This is a genomic window from Pseudomonas sp. R2-60-08W, from assembly GCF_003852335.1.
GTDB lineage: Bacteria > Pseudomonadota > Gammaproteobacteria > Pseudomonadales > Pseudomonadaceae > Aquipseudomonas.
Genome location: NZ_CP027731.1, coordinates 4,538,954 through 4,558,916 on the forward strand (window position 1 = coordinate 4,538,954; position 19,963 = coordinate 4,558,916).

The following is a 19,963-nucleotide window of genomic DNA, read 5'->3' on the forward strand; positions in this document are numbered from 1 at the left end:
ACATGTCCACCGAAACCCTGTTGAAAACCCCATTGCACGCCCTGCACATCGAGCTGGGCGCGCGCATGGTGCCCTTCGCCGGCTACGACATGCCGGTGCAGTACCCGTTGGGCGTAATGAAGGAACACTTGCACACCCGTGAACAGGCCGGGTTGTTCGATGTGTCGCACATGGGCCAGATCCGCCTGACCGGCGCCAACGCCGCCAAGGCCCTGGAAACCCTGGTGCCGGTCGACATCATCGACCTGCCGGTGGGCATGCAGCGCTACGCGATGTTCACCAATGACCAGGGCGGCATTCTCGACGACCTGATGGTGGCAAACCTTGGCAACGACGAACTGTTCCTGGTGGTCAACGCCGCCTGCAAGGATCAGGACCTGGCACACCTGCGCGCGCACATCGGCGACCAATGCAGCATCGAACCGCTGTTCGAAGAGCGCGCGCTGCTGGCCCTGCAAGGCCCGGCGGCGGTGAAGGTGCTGGCGCGCCTGGCACCGCAAGTCACCAAGATGACATTCATGCAGTTCGCCTCCCTGCGGCTGCTGGGCGTGGACTGCTACGCCAGCCGTTCGGGCTACACCGGGGAAGACGGTTTTGAAATCTCCGTGCCGGCTGAAAACGCCGAAAGCCTGGCCCGCAGCCTGCTGGCCGAGGCCGAAGTACAGGCGATCGGCCTGGGCGCTCGTGACTCCCTGCGCCTGGAAGCGGGCTTGTGCCTGTACGGCCATGACATGAACACCGACACCACCCCGATTGAAGCCAGCCTGTTGTGGGCCGTCTCCAAGGCCCGCCGTGCCGATGGCGCGCGTGCCGGCGGCTTCCCGGGTGCAGACCGGATCTTCACCCAGCAGCAAACGGGCGTAGGCCGCAAACGCGTAGGCTTGCTGCCGCAGGAGCGCACCCCGGTGCGTGAAGGGGCGCAAATCGTTGATGAACAGGGCACGGTGATCGGCAGCGTGTGCAGCGGAGGCTTTGGTCCAAGCTTGGGCGGCCCGCTGGCGATGGGGTACCTGGACAGTGCATTTGTCGCACTGGATACCGAGGTCTGCGCATTGGTGCGTGGGAAAAAGGTGCCGTTGCGTGTAAGTAAAATGCCATTCGTGCCGCAGCGTTACTTCCGCGGCTGAATGTCTGTTTCAATAAGTAACGCGCTTGCGTGCCGTGCACTAAACTGTAACGCAAGCGCCATATAACAGTGCACGCGTGATAGTAATTGTTCGGGGTTTTTCCCTATAACAAGTGATCGAATCTATCGAATAAGACAGCTGCGCAACTTCAACAAAACTGTCATCAGCCCGAGCAATCTCGGGCTGTTTGGCAGGGCTTGTTTTTTTCATATTAGTTGGCGTAGAGTTTCTCCACTGTGTTTGCATGGGTCGCTTGGAACCTGGACCTGGGCAGTAGCTGAAGTAGTAGTGCTACAACCCGTTCGACGTCTCTTACTTTCCTGCAACCCAGCCCAGTACTCTTTCATGTGAAAGGGGCTGTCATTAATTTTTAGCGTCAAAGGAAAGAAGAAAATGTCTGATCGTCAGAGCGGTACCGTCAAGTGGTTTAACGACGAAAAAGGGTTTGGTTTTATCACACCAGAAAGCGGTCCGGATCTGTTCGTGCATTTCCGCGCTATCCAGGGCAACGGCTTCAAGAGCCTGAAAGAAGGCCAGAAGGTCACCTTCAAGGCCGTGCAAGGCCAGAAAGGCATGCAAGCTGACGAAGTACAAGCAGAAGGCTGATCCTTCCTGCGACAAAAAGCCCCTGATATGACATCAGGGGCTTTTTTATGGGCGCTATTGCGTAAACTGCAGTTTTCCCCAGAGAGCCCTGCCATGCCCAAAGCCCTGTTGAGCCCCCAAGGCGAGTTTCCCGCAGTTGGCCTGGGCCGTCGCCTGGCAGCGATGTTCTATGATTTTCTTTTATGCACCGCGCTGCTGATCGTCACCGCGTTTATCTACAAGCTGATATGGATCGCCTTCGCCGGCGAAGCGAAGATGCGCACCCTCACCGAATCCGGCGCACTGGACGGCGACCCGCTGCTGTCGACCCTCCTGTTGTTTGTGCTGTTCGGTTTCTTCGCCAAATTCTGGACCCATTCGGGGCAGACCCTGGGCATGCAGGTGTGGGGCGTGCGCGTGCAGAACGCCGATGGCTCGCGCATCAGTCTGTGGCAGGCGCTGTTGCGCTTTGTGGTGTCGATCGCCTCGTGGCTGTGCGTAGGGCTGGGATTTATCTGGTCGCTATTCGATAAGCACAAGCGCAGTTGGCATGACATCTATTCGGACACGCGGCTGGTGCGGATCCCGAAGCAGAAGAAATAACTCCCTGCCTGGTGCAGATCAAATGTGGGAGGGGGCTTGCTCCCGATAGCAGTGTGTCAGGACTTTATATGTCACTGATATACCGCCATCGGGGGCAAGCCCCCTCCCACATTTTTGACCGAGCCAGTCTCAGATCAGGCGTTGCCGGCCAGCCTCAGGCGCGCAGCCTGGGTGAAATCGAGCATGCGCTTGAGCGGCCTCACGGCATGGGGAATCACTGACGGCTCGACGAATATCTCATTACTGCCCTCGCGCAGACATTGCAGCGTGCGTTCCAGGGTATTCATCGCCATCCACGGGCAGTGCGCGCAACTGCGGCACGCGGCGCCGTTACCGGCGGTAGGCGCTTCGATGAAGACCTTGTCCGGGCACAGCTGCTGCATCTTGTAGAAGATGCCACGGTCAGTGGCGACGATGAACGTCTTGTTCGGCAACCGTTGTGCCGCGGCAATCAGCTGGCTGGTGGAACCGACGGCGTCCGCCAATTCGATGACCGCTGTCGGCGACTCCGGGTGCACCAGGATCGCGGCATCCGGATACAGCGCCTTCATGTCTTCCAGCTGCTTGGACTTGAACTCTTCGTGCACGATGCACGCACCGTCCCACAGCAGCATGTCGGCACCGGTCTGGCGCTGGATGTAGGTGCCCAGGTGTTTGTCCGGGCCCCAGATAATCGTCTCGCCGTTATCCATCAGGCTTTCGACGATCTCCAGCGCGCAACTGGAGGTCACCACCCAATCGGCGCGGGCTTTGACCGCCGCCGAGGTGTTGGCGTAGACCACCACCGTGCGCTCGGGGTGTTGATCGCAGAAGGCGGAAAACTCATCCACCGGGCACCCAAGGTCCAGGGAGCAGGTGGCTTCCAGGGTCGGCATCAGGATACGTTTTTCAGGGGTGAGAATTTTCGCGGTTTCGCCCATGAAACGCACCCCCGCCACCAGCACGGTCTTGGCCGGGTGAGCAGCGCCGAAGCGCGCCATTTCCAGGGAGTCGGAAACGCAGCCACCGGTTTGTTCGGCCAAGGCCTGAATCACCGGGTCACAGTAGAAGTGGGCGACCAGCACCGCGTCCTGCGCTTTAAGCTCGGCGGCGATGGCGGCCCGCAGGCTCGCCTCTTCATCGGCGCTGAGGGCCTTGGGCTGCTTGGCGTCGAGGTGGGCTTGAACCAGTAGGCGTTCGGAAATGTGCGTCATGTTCGCAAGACCTGCAGGCGCAGTAGCGCGAAAGTCGAGTGTACCACCGGCTCAGGAGCCCTTCGGGCGCCGCCGGACGAAGTGTGTAGTCATCAAGCACGGGTAAAGCTGAAGCTGCGCAAGGCTACAGAATATCGAATGGATTCAAAAGCCTAATCTGGCCTTGCACGGGGCATTTTGCGGGGGGATGACGGCGGGATTGGTGCCCCGCGAATACACAGGTATTCGCGGGGTGGTGCAAGTGGTCAGGCAAACAGCTTCTGGACATTGCTCATCGCATCATCGGCGAACCCTTGCAGGAACGCCTCGAACGCCGGCACGTCCTCCGGGCCACCGGTGTAGGGCTCACCGATGATGGTCCAGGTCGCCAGGCTTTGGTTCGCGCCTTGCGGCTCCACTTGCATGACGGCCCACAGGTTGCCGATATTCAGTGAGGTGTAAATCAGCGACCAGGTCATGGTCATGCCGTCGTCGTCATGACTGTTGAGTTGCTCGATCACCACGTTGCCGTCCTTGAACAGCTTCTTGCGTACCGAGCGCACGCCCTCCCCGGTCATTTCAATGTGGGACAGCGCCGGAATGAATTTCGCGAAACCGGAAAAGTCACCGACGATATTCCACACGCTGCGCGCGTCGCCATTGACGGTGACGCTGGCGACCACAGGGTTGCCCACGGGGTTGCGCACCAGGGTATCGGGTTCAAAATGTTGCATGAGACAGCTCCTTGTTTGTGCTTTAGATGAAATCGATTTGCTTGAGGTAGTCGCAGCCTTTTTGCAGCAGCGCACTGTTCTTGGCCGGGTAGTCTTCACCCATGCTACGGATGCCTGAGAGCGCATTGCGGTATTCGATCATCGAGATATCGCCGATGTCTTCCTCAAACCCATTGAGGTAAAAGCCGACTACACCGAATAACGCGTTGTCACTGTCGATCGCCGACAGGCGCTGCTGCCATTGTGTCACCGGGACCATCTGGAAATCGTGACCAGCGGCGCGAAACGCCTCCAGGTAGTGCGCCCAGCTCAGGGGCAACGGGTTGTGCAAGTTGAAGACCGCCTTGGAGCGGTTATGCCGGCTGGCATGAAACGCAATGAACCGAGCGAGAAAGTCCACCGGCATCAGGTCGAAGTTCAGCGCCAGCTCAGGCACTTCCTTAAGCTGCAATGAGCCTTTGAGCATCAGCATCAACCGGTTCTGATGGGGCTGGCACACACCGGTCCGCGTATTGAAGGCAATGTTGCCGGGACGATAGAGGTTGACCCACACCCCCGACTCACTGGCGTTCCACAAGATGCGCTCAGCCACCCACTTGGAAAGGTTGTAGCCATTGCGAATGTAGATCGGCGGCGTGAACGCCGGCGGTTCTTCCAACACGCGCCCCTGCGCATCCACCGTGCTGGAAGCCGACAAGGTGGAAATGAAATTGAACACCTTCTTGCTGCGCCCTTCACACAGCTGCAGGCATTCCAGCACGGGGGTGACGTTGTCCTTGACCAGCGACTCATAGTCGAGCACATGGTTGACGTTGGCCGCGTTATAGATCAACACGCCGTATTCACGGTCCAGCCACTCATAATCAGCCTGCGACAGCCCCAGTCGAGGCTGGCTGATATCCGCCGCCAGCACCCTTACGCGGCTCAAGTCCAGGTGCTCCAGACGGTTCTGAATCAAGGCCTGCTCGAAACGCTGCTGGGCGCTCATCCCTGCTGATTCGCGCACCAGGCACGCCACTTCGGTGCTGCCCAGCTCCAGCAACGCTTCGACGATATGCACCCCCAGAAACCCATTGGAACCGGTGACGATGACCTTGTGCAGGTTGCCCAGGCGGCTGATCGGCAACACGTCCAGCTCGGGTCGCAGCATCGCGTCACGCAAGGCCTGAGGGCTGACCGTGGCCGTGGCCTCCACGTCCTGGTCGATGAGCTTGGCGAGGTTGATCAGGGTAGGCTGTTCGATAAAACGGTTGATCGAAACGCCCTTGCCGAACTTCTCGCGAATGCCCATGAGCATTTGCGACAACAGGATCGAGTGGCCGCCAAGGTTGAAGAAGCTGTCATCCACCGAGATGTCGGCACCGGGCATGTCGAGCAGTGTGGCCCACAACGCGAGCAACGTTTCCTGGGTAAGGTTCTGCGGCCCCTGGCGTGGCCCTTGGGTTTTGTAATTGACGGGAAGATTCTTCAAGGCCTTGCGGTCGACTTTGCCGTTGGCCGTGGCCGGCAGGCGGTCCAGCAGGCAGTAGGCGCTGGGGCGCATGTAATCGGGCAAGTGCTTGAGTGCGTAAGCCTGCAACTGTTCGCTGGCCGCGTGTCCGTCACCGCCGTGGGGTTGGGAGAAAAACGCCAGGATGCGCCGCTGCTGATCGATCACCACCGCCAATTGGCGAAACAACTGGCTCGATTGCAGCAAGTGCTCGATTTCTTCCGGTTCGACGCGAAAACCGCGAATCTTCACCTGGTTATCCAGGCGTCCGATGATCTGGATGCCGTCTGACGTCCAGCGCGCGAGGTCGCCGGTGCGGTACAAACGCAACAGCTGACCATCGGGCAATTCGTGCAGGCGGTAACGCTCGGCAGTCATTTGCACGGCGTCCAGATAACCCAGGCCCACCCCTGGCCCGGCGATGTGGATCTCGCCGCTGCCACTTTGCCCTACCGGCTGCCCCTGCTCATCGAGCAGGTAAATCGCGGTATTGGCGATCGGCACGCCAAGGTTGCGATTGTTGTCGCCGGGCAGGAAAGTGCGGCATGTGGCAAGCACGGTCGTCTCGGTGGGCCCGTAGATGTTATGCAATTGGCACTGCCCCGCCAGTTGCTCGATGACATGGGGCTCGCACACATCGCCGCCCGTCACCAGATGCTGCATGCCGTACAGCGATTCGAGCGCAAGGATGCTGAGCAAGGCCGGTGGCAGGAAGGCATGCGTCACGTGCTCCTGCTGAATCAATTCGGCCAGCGCCACAGGATCACGGCGCTGATCCTCGGTGGGTACGATCAACTCCGCGCCCTGGATCAGCGTGGGGAAAATGTCCAGCAACGAGGCATCGAAATTGATCGTGGAAAACTGCAAGGCGCGGCTGTGGCGATCCAGTTCCACATAACGGGCATACCATGCGCAAAAGTGGCTCAGGTTGTCGACCGTCAGTAATACGCCCTTGGGTTGCCCGGTGGTGCCTGAGGTGTAGATCGCCACACAAGGCGCCGCCCCTGCCAGCGGCACGCGCAGCAGGCTTTGATGCGGAGCCAGGGCCACGCGGCTGTAACCTTTGGCGCCATGGTGGAAGAAATCCAGGTGGCTGATGTCCAGGATCGCCAGGCCCGGGAGCGGGTTGCCAGCGTCGGTGTCCTGGATCAGCAAGCTGGCTTTGGCATGCTTGAGGATCGCCCCGCGGCGCTCTTCGGGATGGTTCGGGTCCAGCGGCAGGTACACGGCCCCACAGCCAATCACTGCGAGAATCGCGGCATACAGCGCCGTTCCTTTGGGCAAGGAGATGCCGATCACGGTCAACTCCCCGGCCTGGGATTGAAGCAAAGGCTGCAGGCGCTCCTGGATGGCCACGCTGTAGGCGTGCAGTTGCGCATACGACATGCCTTGCCCATCGACTTTCAAGGCAGTGCGCTCGGCATTGGCCAGCAGACTGTCCGCCAGGCGCTGTACGAAGGGTTGCCGGGCGTCCTGCAGCACCCCGATGTCGGCAGTGGCATTGTGGCGATGCTGCCAGGCCAATTGATCAAGCCGGGTCAGGCTCAGCAGGCGGTCGAGCGCCTTCACTGGTTCGCGCGGCGCCTCGAGGTAGTCGGCACTGCGCGAGTAGCGGCCAATGTGCATGCTGGCCAGTTCCACCATTTGCACGATGGCTTCCTGCGCCTGGTCCGCACCATTGCCGGCCGTATCGGCGCCAACTTCACGGCGCCCCAGCGTCATCCAATCGCCCTCCCCCGCGCGCCACAGGCATTCGAGGTGCAACGGCGCGGACACATCGCCGGCATCGTCGGACTGCATCCGTAACGATAGATGGTGACACGCCGGATAGTGAGGGAACCCTGTCGTGCTGGCATCATCGATCAGCAAGTCCGGCGACGGTAACCGGCAGTGCTCATTAGCATTATCATTGCGCAGCAGATGCGTCGTATGGCCCATCTGCTCCAGCTCTTGCGCAAGGCGGGCGAGCGCATGGCTGCGCCCGCACAGAACGATATCAAGGTGTCTCATGGCAGTTCTCCTCTAGCGCAGATAATCGGCGAGCGCTTCCTGCATGCAGGGAGCGTCGAGCATGGCGCTGTGTTTGAAGAATCGGACGATGTTGCCCACCAGCGGATGCGTCGGGGTGATCGGAAAACTCATGCCTTCGACCTCCTCACGCAACGCCGCCTTGACCGTAGGGCTCACCGGCAACTGCTCGATCAAGGCGAAATCGAACCCCTGCTGGATGTCGTTGGTCAGGTACTCGGCGAGGAACACCGGCATGATCGCGGCCAGCGCGCGCTTGTCCTCCTCGCTCGCTGTGCTCCAGTAAATGCGCGTCAACTTGGCCCAGAAGCCGGAGTGCCGCCCCTCGTCCGCCAGATGGTCTGCCATCAGCCCTTTGACCGATGCCTTGACCGAATCGTCCCGGGCAAATGCCGCGACATCATTGGTCAGGGTATTTTCGGCAACCGCAACGCAGATCAGCTCGACCGCTGCTTTGAGGTGCTCGGGCGCCATTGCCAGGGCCTTGGGAATCGACCGGCTGAGTTCGATTTCCGCAGGCAAGGTGATGGGCTCGATCCCGGTCAGTTCGATGGTTTGTTGCATGTAGTCCATCGCCACCAATGCGTGGTAGTCCTCATCGACTACCACCGTCATCGCGTCATACCGACACGCAAACGGAAAGCGGATGGCAAAGTTATCTTTCGCAATGCTTCTGGCCGTTCTGTCGACAATTTCCGTTTCGAAAATCACTACATCGTTAATGAACTTGTACAAGCTTTGAACGAGTACGAAGTGCTGCAAGTGAGCACACTCGCGAATAAACGTTGCCCCCATTACCAGCGGTTGGCGACTGATCGGGAATATTAACTTTTCATCATCTTCCAAACGACGCCTCGGTCGCGTGCGAATCGTCGCCCGCTCCTCCCACGCCTCGGAAAATGATTGATATTCTTCAGCTCTCATGAAGCGTTCCCTTTGTTCATGATGATCAGTAGTAGTGCACTTCAAACAACAAACAGCCGTCTTCGGAATGGAACGGCCCGTGTTCGGTGTGCGCCGCCCTGAAGAAGTAACCGCCATCGCGATAGGTTTTCTCGGGGCGATCTTTACTGGCTGACTCTGTCTGGTCGCCTTCAATCAAATACACTTCTTCGTGATAATCGTGCGTGTAAATCTCACGGGTGCCACCGCCCGGATGAAAGCGCACCAATCGCGTGCGAATACCGGTTTTATTGATAGGGTCCAAGGTGTCCTTGAATACCGTCAGGGTAATACCGCGCTCAGACGTCACCTCGACCCATTTGGCCTGGTCAGCTTCGATAACTGCTACGTTCATGCCACGCACTCACTGACATTTTCACGCATGGCGACACGCAAGTTGTCCCACAAGGCCAGACGACTTTGCACGGCAGCGATGGCCGACTCATACACTTCTTCCTGGCGTTGCGCATCACCGTTGACCAGGCGCGCGAGCAGGCTTTCCGCCGCCGGGCCGTGATCTTCGGAGTCGACTTCAATATGGCGTTGCAGGTAGTAGCGGAACGTCGGGGCATCGTCGGCAGTGATGTCCCAGTCATCGAGAATGCGCTGGAACATCTCTGGAATCACGCTCTCGCGGCCATGCAGGAACGCGGCGGCGACACTGTGCGTCGACGCATTGATTGCGGTTTCGATGGTATCGGTCACGAACGCGGAAGCCGCCAGGCCTGCTTCACAACGGTCTAACGCGGTCTGCAGATCGACGCCTTCACGCATCAGCTTGACGAAGAATTCGATCTTGTCGGTGCTGGCGCCAACCTCACGCATGGCATGCAGGTAGAGTTCGAAATGACTGTAGTGACCGCCCTGCAGGTTCTGGTCGGACTCTTCGCCGAGGATGATTTCGTTGATCAGGTGAGCTGCCGCCGGGTCCAGTGGTGGGAGCCAAGGCAGGCGAGTACACGTCAGGTCCTGTTGCAGGCGCTTGGCCAGGGACATGAAATCCCACACGGCAAAGACATGGGTTTCCATAAAGGCGCGCAGGACAGGCAATGAATTGATTTCAGCAAAAATCCGATGATTGCCCAGTTCCGTTTTCTTTGCGTTCAATAGCGACTTTTTATCTTCCATGGTGCTTTCCTTATCAGGCTTAGTTGCGTTCAGGCCACGCGACATATACCGACCTGCCTTTTTTCAGGCATGAGCAGGCTTATCTCGCCATTACCGGCCAGCACGGTATATATGTTAATTAAGTTACACGGTGAATCTTCGGCAGACCGAGCGGTCACCCGCCGAAGCAAGACGAAACTTAGAGGAAGTTCATAACGATCGGCAAGTGTTTTCTGGAAAAATAATACTAAATATTTCCAAACTACAAAACACACAACAACAGAAGCCCGAGCAAAGTTTTAAATATCAACTTTGTCGGGCGATAGTTTACCTACTCGCTTTTCGCGAGCATTAGCAAACTGCATGTCATTGCTAAGTTAGCAATCCACTAAACCGTCAACAGGCCTGTCGCCTTTTTTCCATTCAAGTTCCCTCTTGTTTGCTGAGAAGCGCCGCGCATCAGTTGCCGGCCAAGTGCATTCAATTCTTTGCTTGCTGACGTAATGCCAATGCCGCCACACCACACAGGACCAAGGCGATACAGGACACGTAGAACGCATCGCTGTAGGCCATCAGGTAGGCCTCGCGGCGCACGGTACGCATCAAGCCCTCAAGGACTTGCTGCTGGGCGGGCAGCAGTTGGTTGAAGACGAAGGCTTCGCTGTCTGCCATGCCGGCGCGCAGGCGCTCCTGGAATGACGGGGAAAACAAGGTGATCGACTCGCCGACTCGCTCTGAATGAAAGCGCTCGCGCATGGCGACAATCTGCGTCAACCCGGCAGTGCCCACGGCTCCGCCCAGGTTGCGCAGCATGGAAAACAGGGCAGAGGCAGAACCGGCTTCATCCTTGGCCAACCCGGACACGGCCAGCACCGAAAGCGCCACCATGATCAACGGTTGCCCGATGCCCCGTACCACAGTGGACGGGATGATCACGTTGGCGGCGCTGTCCATGTCCAGATGCGCGCCGAGATAGCAGCCCAGGGCCATGATGAAAAAGCCGCTGGCAACCATCAGTTTCGGGTTGAGCCACTTCATCAGGCGCGGCATGAACGGCGCCAGCACCAGTTGCACCATGCCGTAGGCAATCAGGCTGATCCCGATTTCCCGGGCGTTGTAGCCCTGCAGTTGGGACAGGTAATTAGGCACCAGAAAGACCAGGCCGAACGTGGCCCCGCCAAAAATGAACATCGCTGCGCTCGCCACGCCGAAGTTGTAGCTCTTGAGCAGGCGCAGGTTGATGAATGAGCGGCTGCCGTAGAGCTGTGACAGCACGAAATACACCAGGGCGACGCCGGCGGTGAGCGACATCCATACGATGAAATCGGAGCCGAACCAGTCCTTGCGTCCGCCTTCTTCAAGCACGATCTGCAACCCGCCGAGGCCGACAATCATGGCCAGGATGCCGCCCCAGTCGCCGCGCTTGAGCAGGCTCAACTGCATGGGTTTGGCATCGATGGACCATGCCACCGCCAGCAGCAGGAGAATGCCGGGGGCCAGTTGCAGGTAAAAAATCCAGCGCCAGGAATACGCATCGGTCAGCCAGCCGCCGATGGACGGCCCGGCGGCCTGGGCCACGCTGTTGGACAGGGCGAACAGGGCCATGCCCATGGCGATCTTGCTGGGCGGCAGTTCCGTGATGATCAGTTGGAACGACAACGGGATCAGCACCGCGCCGGCGGCGCCCTGGATCACCCGAATGATGATCATCACTTCCAGGTTGGGTGCCCAGGAGCAGGCAATGGAAGCCACTAGAAATACAAACGAGCCCACCAGCATCACCCGGCGCAGGGAGAACACCTGCACCAGCCAGGCGGTCAGCGGGATCATGACGATTTCCGCAACCAGATACGCCGTGGAAATCCACGAGCCTTCTTCAAAGGTCGCCCCCAGCGAGCCTTCGATTTCCGGCAGCGCGGCGCTGGTCACGTGCACGTTCATGCCGGCCATGAAACAGCCGAACAGCCCGCCGATCACGGCCACCCAGGCGCGAAAGGAGACGGTTTTCTCGCCAATCTCAGTCATGCGCGGCGCCCTGGGCAGTAGGACGGGTATCCACCGTCGTGACCACCGACATGCCCGGCAGGATAGGGCCGCCGTCATCGTGCTGATCGATCACGATCTTCACCGGAAAACGCTGCACGATCTTGGTGAAGTTGCCGGTGGCGTTGTCCGACGGCAGCAGCGCAAATACCGCACCCGAACCGGGCGAAAAACTCACCACATGGCCCTTGAGCTTGCGCCCTGAATAGCTGTCGACGCTGATATCCACCGTTTGCCCGGCGCGCATGTCACGCAATTGGGTTTCCTTGTAGTTGGCCACCACGTAGGCCTGCTGCAAGGGCACCACGGCCAGCAGCGGCAGGCCCGGCGCGACATATTGGCGGGTGCGCACCTTGCGCTGCCCCACTACCCCGTCGATCGGCGAGCGGATCAAGGTGTCTTCGAGCGCATGGGTCGCCAGTTTCAACTGGGCCTCGGCCTGGTCGCGCCGGGCTATCTGCTGCTGCAGCGAGGCATCGGCCAATTGCCGGCGGGTAGTGGCGACATTCAGCCGGGTCTCCTGCTGGCGCTGCATCGCCCGGGCAATGTCCACCGCGGCGCTGGCCTGGGTGTAACTGGCCGCGGCGCTTTCCAGGCGCTGGGCGCTGGCGGCATGCTCGCGGACCAGGCCTTCATAGCGATGTTGATCCAGACTGGCGCGGCGCAACTCCGCCCCCACGCTGCGGGTATGCGCCTCGGCCTGGGCGACACCGGCCTTTTGCTGTGCGATCAGGCTGTCGGTAACGTGCAGGTTGGCCTGCTCGGCGGCAATCGAGGCTTGTGCTTGCGCCAACTCCGCACGGGCTTGGGCCAAGCGCGCCTGGTAGTCACGGTCCTCGATGCGCACCAGCACATCCCCGGCCTTGACGGGCTGGTCATCCTCCACCAACACCTGGGCTACGTACCCGGACACCCTTGGGCTGATGGGAATCCAGTCGGCACGCACGTAGGCGTCGTCAGTCTGTTCCAGGTAACGCCCGACGGTCATCCAATACACGCCGAACGCCACCGCTGCGATCAACAACGCAGCACCACCGAGCAGGATCAGATTGCGTTTGCGGCGTTGCTTGCGGGCGTGCATGAGCTGCTCGAGCACATGCTCCTGCTCATCCTGCACAGCGGTTTTTTCATCAACAGCGATATTCATGGCTGGGTACCGGAAAAATGGGCGGAAGCGTGGGTAAGTGCAGCGGCCGGAGCCTGGGCGGAAGCGGATTGCCAACCGCCCCCCAGGGCGCGAAACAGGCTGATCTGGCGCTGCAGCAATTGGCCATCGGCATCGGCGCGCGTGGCTTGCAGGCGGATCAGCTCACGCTCGCTGTCGAGCACATCGAGAAAGTCGATGGAGCCGGCGTTGTAGTTGAACTGCGCCAGCTTGTAGGCATGCCGACTGCTATCGAGTGCCTGACTCAAGGCGGCGTGGCGCTGGCGCTCGCCGTCGTACAGCGCCAGGGCCTGGCGTACGTCCTTGAGCGCCCTGAGCACGCTGTTTTCGAATTGCGCGACTTCCACCTGCTCGAGCGCGCGCGCCTGGTTGACCCGCGCACGGTTGGCACGCCAGTTGGGGAACTGCCAGGTAATCAGCGGACCGATGCCAAACATCACCGCGCTGCTGTCCCCCAGTTCATGGGGTTTGCTGGCCGAGGAGGACACGGAGGCGCCAAAAGTCACCTTCGGATACAGGTCGGCCTGGACGATATCCACTTGCAAGGTGGCGGCTCGCAATGCTCGCTCGGCCTGACGGATATCAGGGCGGCGTGCCAGTAATTGCCAGCCATCGCCCACCGGCAGCGCGGCACTGAGTTGCGGTACCACTTCGCACGTCGCCGCGCCTGAACCCTGCTCCAGGTCAGCCACGCCGGTCAGCATCGCCAGCTCGTACAACGCCGACTCGCGGCGCGCCTCCAGCATCGGCAACAGGGCCAGGGTTTCGCCCTGCAGGGCCTGCATGCGGCTGTATTCAAGGTCTGTCACTACGCCGGCCTGACGCTGGCGATCGGTCAGCGCCAAGCTGCGCCCGACCACTTCCAGCGAATGGCGCTGCACTTTGGCGCGCGCGCCCAGGGCGCAGGCATTCACGTAGGCGCGGGTGGTTTGCGCGGCGACGGTGATGCGCAGCAAGTCTTCGGCGTCCTGAGCCGCCGCCGCTTGCACCTGCGCCCGCTCAATGCTGCGTTGAACCTGGCCCCACACATCCACTTGGTAAGCCAATTCGAAACCAGGGTTGAAGGCCCACTGCGACGGTGCGTGGCTGTCGGTGGCCTTGGCCAGGGTCTGATCGTCGGCTGTCTTGCCGTAGACGGCGCCCAGTGACGCCTGGGTTGACGGCCAACGCTCGGCGTCGGCCTGCATGATGCCGGCCAGCATCGACTGCACATGGGCCTGCGCCGCCGCCAGGTCGCGGTTATGTTCCAGCGCTTGCTGCACCAGCGCGTCGAGCTTGGGATCGTTGTACAACTGCCACCAACGGTCGGGCAAGGCCTGGGCCGACACACCCTGCGGCAGGCGGCTCAAGGCATCGATGCGCGAAGGGTGCGGTTGCGCCGGCACATGGGTGACCCAGGAAGAACATCCTGCCAACCAGACGACAGCCACGCCCAGGAGCGAAAGACGGCAGTGCCGCGTGGAAAATGAAGGCGAACCCATCGCAGAAATCCAGAGTGCTGAGTAGAGACGCAGGTTAAGAGAGCACCGTGCTGCGCATCTCCCGAGTTCCAGACAACCATCGTTTCGATTGGGACAACTTGGCTGCGCAGCCGGATCCAGAGCGCCCGCCGTCCAGGCGCACGTACGCATGGCCCTGCGCAAAGGCGGGCCATGTCCAGTAGGTGGGGGTAGCGCGGGGTCGATCAGACCAAACGGCAGTTGCTGGGTGTATAGCCCATGGTGCGTTTGAACATTGCCGTGAAAGCGCTGGGGCTTTGGTAGCCATGCTCAAGCGCCACTTCCAGAATGGACACGCCGCAGGCCAGGCGCTGCATGCTCAGCAGCAGGCGCGTGCGCTTGCGCCACTCGCCATAACTCATGCCCAACTCTTTCTGGAACAACCGAGCCAGGGTGCGCGAACTCATATTGAGTTGCACCGCCCAGCTCTCCAGTTTCGATTCCTGGGAAGGGTTGTCGATAAAGTCGGCACACAGCGACTTGAGCCGCGGCTCGTCTGGAATCGGCACATGCGCCAATACTTTCTGTGCCCTGTCGAGTTCAGAGAAGATCAGGTCGACAATCTGCCTGTGACGCACCACCGCCGGCTCGCTGTCAGGTGTTTCGGCGGCGGCGATGATCAACTCACGCAGCAGCGGCGACACACGGATGACGTGGCATTCCTCCGTCAAGGCGCGGTGGGCGCCGGGGCTGATCAGCAACGTGCGCATGCGCACCTCGCCCGTCATGCGGATCTGGTGCTCCTGCCCGGAGGGGACCCACAGCGCGTGCCCGGAAGGCACCACCCAAGTGGTGCCGACGACCGATACCAGCATGACGCCGTTGATGGCGTAGACCAACTGGCCTTCGTCGTGTCGATGCGAGGCAACGATATCGCCGTGACCATAGTTACCGGTAAGCGCCGCCAATGCGGTATGCGCATTCATCTCAGGAAGGCACCGCAGCACTCGCCACGCTGAGCAGGCCCAGACGCGATGCGCGATTGACGGCACTCGTCACCGCCTTGAGGGACGCCAGCAAGATGCTGCCATCGCGGGCGGCACCGAACAGCAACTGGTTGTTCACGCGGATCTCCACATAAGCCAGTGCTTCAGCCTGGGCACCGTCACGGGTGGCATGTTCGTGGTAATCGGCGATATCGAAGTGGATGCCACGTTGCGCGAATGCGTCGACCAGCGCCGCCAGCGGGCCGTTACCTTCACCGCTCAGTTCAAGGGGGCTCGCGCCGCCGATCAGCGTGCCTTCCAGGTAAGTCACGTTGCCCTCGCTGACCAGTTTGGGCTGCAACAAAGTGTAAGGCTGGCCTTGGTCGAGGTAGTGCCGGGTAAAGCAGGCCAGGATCATCTCGCCACTGACTTCCTGACCGGAGGCATCGGCTTCCTGCTGCACCAGACTGCTGAATTCCATCTGCAAACGGCGTGGCATCACGATGCCATGTTGTTCCAGCAGATACGCCACGCCACCTTTGCCCGACTGGCTGTTGACGCGAATCACCGCTTCATAGCTGCGTCCCATGTCGGCGGGATCGATCGGCAAGTACGGCACTTCCCACAGCCCATCGGGATTGGCCTGGCGGGCCGCGAAGCCTTTTTTGATCGCATCCTGGTGCGAGCCCGAAAACGCCGTGAACACCAGCTCCCCGGCGTAGGGATGGCGCGGGTGCGTGGGCAGTTGGTTGCAGAACTCGACTTCACGCTGCACGTGGATGATGTCCGAGAAATCCAGTTGCGGGTCGATACCGCTGGTGTAGAGGTTCATTGCCAGCGTCAGGATATCCACATTGCCGGTTCGCTCACCGTTGCCGAACAACGTGCCCTCGACCCGCTCGGCTCCGGCCAGGCAAGCCTGTTCGGCGGTAGCGACCCCGGTACCGCGATCATTATGCGGGTGGACACTGATGACTACGCTGTCACGCCGGCTGAAATGGCGGCAGAACCACTCGATCTGATCGGCGAAGACATTGGCCGTGGAGACCTCCACAGTGGTGGGCAGATTCAGGATCATTTTGTTCGACGGGGTCGGGCCGAAAGCATCGGTCACCGCTTCGCAGACCTCCAACGCAAAGTCCAGTTCGGTGAAGCAGAAGGTTTCAGGGGAATACTGGAACGTCCACTGCGTATCTGGATTGTTGTCCATGTGGCGCTTGATCTCACGCGTTGCCTGGGTGGCAATGTCGATGCAGCCGGCCCGGTCCACGCCGAACACCACCTCCCGGAACACTGGCGCGGTGGCGTTGTACACATGCACGATCGCGCGCGGAGCGCCTTTCAAGGCTTCAAACGTACGCTCGATCAAATGGCTGCGCGCCTGCGTCATCACTTGGATAGTCACATCGTCGGGAATCGCACCACTGTCGATCAATTCACGCACGTAATCGAAATCGGTCTGGGAAGCGGCAGGAAAGCCTACCTCGATCTCCTTGAACCCCACCTTGACCAGCAGCTCGAAGAAACGGCGCTTGCGCTCGGCATTCATGGGTTCGATCAATGCCTGGTTGCCGTCACGCATGTCGACACTGCACCAGGTTGGCGCTGCAGCCTGCACGACACTTGGCCATTGGCGTTCCGGGAGGTCCACGGTAGTGAAATGGCGGTATTTGCTGGAAGGGTCCTTGAGCATCATGTCGCTTCTCCTTTTTAGAACTGATCGGCGGTAGCGTAGACAGCCTTGCTGAACGCATCCGACATTGGATCCAATACTAAACACAGAGAGCTTGACATGAATTGCGTATTTGGCGCGACAACATGAAAGAAATTACATAAAAAATCATAAATTGAAAAAATAGTGGTGATTTCTTTCAATATACGAATTTATAGGGCAATAAACCCTTTAAGAGCAGGGTTTAGACGATGATCGAAATTGAGCGCGACGGGGCGCGGAAAATAGCAAAAAGGCTACTGAGGAGGATAGGTGATGGCGGTTGAGCCGTTCGCTGAGAGGTAGCGACTATGTACGTGGCGCATAGAGCGCATGTTCAGCATATTTCAGGCAAAAAAAAACCCGGAAATCCTCACTTGCGTGGGCCTTCCGGATTTTCTAAACCGCCAAAAATGGTGGGTCGTGTGGGATTCGAACCTACGACCAATTGGTTAAAAGCCAACTGCTCTACCAACTGAGCTAACGACCCGCTGTGTGGTGGCGCGTATAATACTGATTTCTAAGGATTATTCAACACCTTATTTGAAAATAATTCAAAATTATACGCAGGGGCCATAATTCAGTCGGTTGAACGCCTCGCATCACCGCCTGATCAGGCATATCAACGCCCCGGCTCGTCGTTCCACAGGTATTTGTGCAACTGCAATTGCAGGCGCACTGGTAGGTTGTCCGCAACGATCCAGTCCGCCAATTCACGGGCGTTCAGGTCGTGATGGCTTGGGGAGAACAGCACCTCGCCTGCACGACGCTCGAGGCCATACTGGATCAGCTTGGACGTCGCCCAGTCATAATCCTCGCGCGAACAGATGACGAACTTGACCTGATCGTTGGCCGTCAGCAAGTCAATGTTCTCGTAGCGGTTGCGGTGAGCTTCTTTGGAATCGGGGGTCTTGAGGTCGACCACTCGGCTCACACGCGGGTCTACCGCGGAGATATCCAAGGCGCCGCTGGTTTCCAGCGAAACCTCGTATCCGGCGTCACACAGCTGCTTGAGCAAGGGGATGGCATTGGGTTGCGCCAACGGCTCGCCGCCTGTCACACAGACGTAGCGCGGTCGGTAGCTGGCAACCTGCTCCAGGATGTCGTCCAGGGTGCGCACAGTGCCGCCGCTGAAGGCATAAGCACTGTCACAGTACTGGCAACGCAAGGGGCAGCCGGTGAGTCGTACGAATACGGTGGGCAGCCCTGCGGTGCGCGTTTCACCCTGTAACGAGTAAAAAACTTCGGTAATACGTAATGTGTCTTGCATAGTCGCCACGGGCGTAACAGCTAAACAGGCTGTCCGCCTCCGTCAGGCACTTCAAGGGATCGCGCCAACGCGTCAACCCCAGGAAGCGTGTGTCATAAAAGGGCGTGGATTCTAACGAAAAAACCCGCGCCAGGCGCGGGTTTCTTCTAAACGGACTGCATTGCTTACAAGCGCTGCAGATCCCGTTGAGCCAACTGCGCAGCGGAAGTACCCGGATACTGGGCGACGACCTGCTGCAAAATGCCTTTGACCTTGTCGGCATGGCCTAGGCGGCGTTCCACGTCAGCGAGTTTGTACAGCGAGTCCGGCACCTTGGCGTGCTTGGGGTACAGCTGGCTGACCTTGGCAAACGCCTGGCCTGCCCCCTGCAAATCACCCTTTGCCAGGTTGACCTCACCCAACCAGTACTGGGCATTGCCCGCGTATTGGCTGTTGGGGTACTTGCGCAGGAATGCGGTAAACGCCTGGCTGGCCTTATCGAAGTCCTTGGCCTTGATCAGGTCGAAGGCTGCATCGTAATACAGTTTTTCCTTCGCCGGATCACCCGGTTCACTGCTGGCAGCCGGGGCCTGGCTGGCTGCCGCGGCCCCCGCTGCTGCGCCACCGGCGGCAGCACTGGGCGTGCCACCGGCAGAAGAATTATCAGGAGTAGCGGCAGGTGCAACACCGGCTCCAATACGTCGATCAAGATCCTGGTAACGCTCCAGGCCTTCTTGCTTAAGCTGGTTCACTTGATTCTGCAGAACTTCAATGGCGCCTTGTTGCTGGGCCAATTGATCCTGCATGCGTTGCAGTTGGTTGAACAGTTCGCCCTGTGCCGAAGGCGCGGCCGTAGCCGCCCCCCAGCATAGGCGCCGTTCGTGCCATAACCCGCTGGCGGATAACTGCTGCCGCTATTGTTATAGCCAGAGTTGCTATCCGTTACAGGAACCGCAGCCCACACCGCAAGCGGTGTGAGGCTGAAAGCCAATACAGTTAGAGCACGACGGCACGTTCGCATGACGAATTACTTACGCAGTTCGACGCGACGGTTCTGAGCCCACGACTGTTCGTCGTTGCCAGTTGCAACTGGACGCTCTTTACCGTAGGAAACCAGTTCCAGTTGGCCTGGAGCAACACCTTGCAGTACCAGGTAGCGCTGAACGGCTTTCGCACGACGCTCGCCCAGTGCCATGTTGTACTCACGAGTACCACGGGCGTCAGTGTTACCTTCCAGAACAACGCGAGCGCCGTTAGCTTTCAGGTCCTTGGCGTGAACGTCCAGAGCGCGCATGGCTTCTGGCTTCAGGTCCGAACTGTCGTATTCGAAGTAGAAAGTGGTGATCGCGCGCAGAGCAGCTTCTTCGCTCAGGGAGCCGTCGACTGCACCAGTGTTAGCGCCGTAACCAGCGTTTGGATCAACAGCTGCGCCTTCACCGGCATTGTCGCCGCCTTTAGAGGAGCAACCAACGGCTACGGACAGAGCCAGAGCCAGAGCAGCAAACTTACCAAACTTCAGCATTTCCATCGTGAAACTCCTAATGAACCCCAGTGTGTTAAGTACTTCTTTTTGTAGCGCCGCG

The 19,963-nt window shown here is 59.6% G+C and carries 16 protein-coding genes, 1 tRNA gene and 1 pseudogene; 3 read left to right on the forward strand and 15 right to left on the reverse strand.

What is annotated here, in order from left to right:
- Positions 1–2 precede the first annotated feature (2 nt).
- The 3 genes from gcvT (at position 3) to C4J90_RS20695 (ending at position 2,315) form a co-directional block, all read left to right on the forward strand.
- Positions 3–1,127, forward strand: a complete 1,125-nt coding sequence (gene gcvT / locus C4J90_RS20685) for a glycine cleavage system aminomethyltransferase GcvT (protein ID WP_124420706.1) — start codon at positions 3–5, stop codon at positions 1,125–1,127.
- A gap of 393 nt (positions 1,128–1,520) precedes the next feature.
- Positions 1,521–1,733 (forward strand): cold-shock protein, encoded by a 213-nt coding sequence (locus tag C4J90_RS20690; protein ID WP_034109143.1) that lies wholly within the window; start codon positions 1,521–1,523, stop codon positions 1,731–1,733.
- A gap of 93 nt (positions 1,734–1,826) precedes the next feature.
- Positions 1,827–2,315 (forward strand): RDD family protein, encoded by a 489-nt coding sequence (locus C4J90_RS20695; RefSeq protein WP_124420707.1) that lies wholly within the window; start codon positions 1,827–1,829, stop codon positions 2,313–2,315.
- Between the two features lie 134 nt (positions 2,316–2,449).
- Here the strand turns inward: C4J90_RS20695 and nadA are convergent, their stop codons facing one another.
- The 15 genes and pseudogenes from nadA to pal form a co-directional block, all read right to left on the reverse strand.
- Positions 2,450–3,508, reverse strand: a complete 1,059-nt coding sequence (gene nadA / locus C4J90_RS20700) for a quinolinate synthase NadA (RefSeq protein WP_124420708.1) — start codon at positions 3,506–3,508, stop codon at positions 2,450–2,452.
- 245 nt (positions 3,509–3,753) lie between these two features.
- Positions 3,754–4,221, reverse strand: coding sequence for an SRPBCC family protein (locus C4J90_RS20705; RefSeq protein WP_124420709.1), 468 nt, complete (start codon positions 4,219–4,221; stop codon positions 3,754–3,756).
- Positions 4,222–4,243: 22 nt separating this feature from the next.
- A complete protein-coding gene (locus tag C4J90_RS20710) occupies positions 4,244–7,720 on the reverse strand; it encodes an amino acid adenylation domain-containing protein (protein WP_124420710.1) in 3,477 nt (1,158 codons plus the stop codon).
- A 12-nt stretch (positions 7,721–7,732) separates the two neighbouring features.
- Entirely contained in the window at positions 7,733–8,662 is a 930-nt protein-coding gene (locus C4J90_RS20715; RefSeq protein ID WP_124364171.1) for a diiron oxygenase, read from the reverse strand.
- A 25-nt stretch (positions 8,663–8,687) separates the two neighbouring features.
- Entirely contained in the window at positions 8,688–9,035 is a 348-nt protein-coding gene (locus C4J90_RS20720; RefSeq protein WP_124371692.1) for a DUF4437 domain-containing protein, read from the reverse strand.
- A complete protein-coding gene (locus C4J90_RS20725) occupies positions 9,032–9,808 on the reverse strand; it encodes a DUF3050 domain-containing protein (RefSeq protein WP_124410650.1) in 777 nt (258 codons plus the stop codon). The genes C4J90_RS20720 and C4J90_RS20725 overlap by 4 nt, the downstream gene beginning before the upstream one ends.
- 459 nt (positions 9,809–10,267) lie before the next feature.
- Positions 10,268–11,812: a DHA2 family efflux MFS transporter permease subunit gene (locus C4J90_RS20730; RefSeq protein ID WP_124364174.1), complete on the reverse strand. Its 1,545-nt coding sequence runs from the start codon at positions 11,810–11,812 to the stop codon at positions 10,268–10,270.
- Entirely contained in the window at positions 11,805–12,977 is a 1,173-nt protein-coding gene (locus tag C4J90_RS20735; RefSeq protein ID WP_124420711.1) for an HlyD family secretion protein, read from the reverse strand. The genes C4J90_RS20730 and C4J90_RS20735 overlap by 8 nt, the downstream gene beginning before the upstream one ends.
- Positions 12,974–14,476, reverse strand: coding sequence for a TolC family protein (locus tag C4J90_RS20740; protein WP_124405136.1), 1,503 nt, complete (start codon positions 14,474–14,476; stop codon positions 12,974–12,976). Before C4J90_RS20740 ends, C4J90_RS20735 begins: the two co-directional genes overlap by 4 nt.
- Before the next feature lie 203 nt (positions 14,477–14,679).
- A complete protein-coding gene (locus C4J90_RS20745; protein WP_124364177.1) occupies positions 14,680–15,420 on the reverse strand; it encodes a helix-turn-helix domain-containing protein in 741 nt (246 codons plus the stop codon).
- Position 15,421: 1 nt separating this feature from the next.
- Positions 15,422–17,116 (reverse strand): 2-isopropylmalate synthase, encoded by a 1,695-nt coding sequence (leuA, locus tag C4J90_RS20750; protein ID WP_124420712.1) that lies wholly within the window; start codon positions 17,114–17,116, stop codon positions 15,422–15,424.
- A 429-nt stretch (positions 17,117–17,545) separates the two neighbouring features.
- A tRNA-Lys gene (locus C4J90_RS20755) sits at positions 17,546–17,621 on the reverse strand.
- A gap of 132 nt (positions 17,622–17,753) precedes the next feature.
- Positions 17,754–18,401: a 7-carboxy-7-deazaguanine synthase QueE gene (gene queE, locus C4J90_RS20760; RefSeq protein ID WP_124420713.1), complete on the reverse strand. Its 648-nt coding sequence runs from the start codon at positions 18,399–18,401 to the stop codon at positions 17,754–17,756.
- Positions 18,402–18,565: 164 nt separating this feature from the next.
- Positions 18,566–19,401 (reverse strand): annotated as a pseudogene (ybgF, locus tag C4J90_RS20765) (tol-pal system protein YbgF).
- Positions 19,402–19,407: 6 nt separating this feature from the next.
- A complete protein-coding gene (pal, locus tag C4J90_RS20770; RefSeq protein ID WP_003193861.1) occupies positions 19,408–19,908 on the reverse strand; it encodes a peptidoglycan-associated lipoprotein Pal in 501 nt (166 codons plus the stop codon).
- Between the last annotated feature and the right edge of the window lie 55 nt (positions 19,909–19,963).